1 protein-coding gene and 1 pseudogene are annotated in these 731 nt (G+C 38.0%); both read left to right on the top strand.

All coding sequences use genetic code 11. From position 1 onward, the window contains the following. Positions 1-247: pseudogene (locus ACRCJ0_RS17410) on the top strand (Gfo/Idh/MocA family protein); the annotation flags it as partial. A gap of 75 nt (positions 248-322) precedes the next feature. Further along, positions 323-731, top strand: a 409-nt coding sequence (locus ACRCJ0_RS17405) for an HAD hydrolase family protein (protein ID WP_431391411.1), incomplete at its 3' end; no start/stop codon positions are given.

Raw genomic sequence — 731 nt, 5'->3', positions numbered from 1 at the left:
AGTGATTTCAGGAAGTAAAGGGGAAATTGTGCTTTATGACTTCCACCGACCAACTAAATTTGACTTAATTGTAGACGATAAGGTCACAAATAATGAAATTTTAAATATTGTCGATGATTTTTATGGTGAAATTACCCATGTCCATGCCAATCTAAAAGCAGGTAGATTAGAAAGCAACCGGATGCCAATGGCGGATACTAAGAAATTCGCAGCCATTATTGATCAATTGAAAGCAGAAATATTTTAGTAAATGCAATCACTCAGATCAAATGAAAGCGTAAACTGCTATAATGAAAGTAAGAAAATTACAGGAGGCTCTTCTATGAAGATTGAACGAGTGGCATTTTTTGATATTGACGGTACCTTATTTGACTCAAGCAAGTACCATTTACCCATTGAACAAAAGGTCCCTGCGTCAACCTATCTTGCCATTGAAAAGTTAAAAGCCAATGGCGTGCTGCCAATTATTGCGACAGGTCGCTGGAAGAACCGAGCTCAGGACTTGGGAGATTTATTGAAGATTGATTCATTTATCACTTCAAATGGTCAGGCAGTTCATATCGAAAATGACCTAGTTTATCAAAACTATATTGACCAAGCACTAGTTGAACGAACGATTGACGAGATGCGTTCCCGCAATGTGCCAGGCTTTTTTGACACCAAGAAAGGACTTCATTTACTACCAAATGTCTTTCATGCCAGAGATTACGGTGAACCATTTAAGATTGTGG

It is taken from the genome of Aerococcus sp. L_32 (assembly GCF_050689315.1).
The sequence above is the reverse complement of the archived record's forward strand: the minus strand, read 5'-3'. Positions and strand labels throughout refer to the sequence as shown.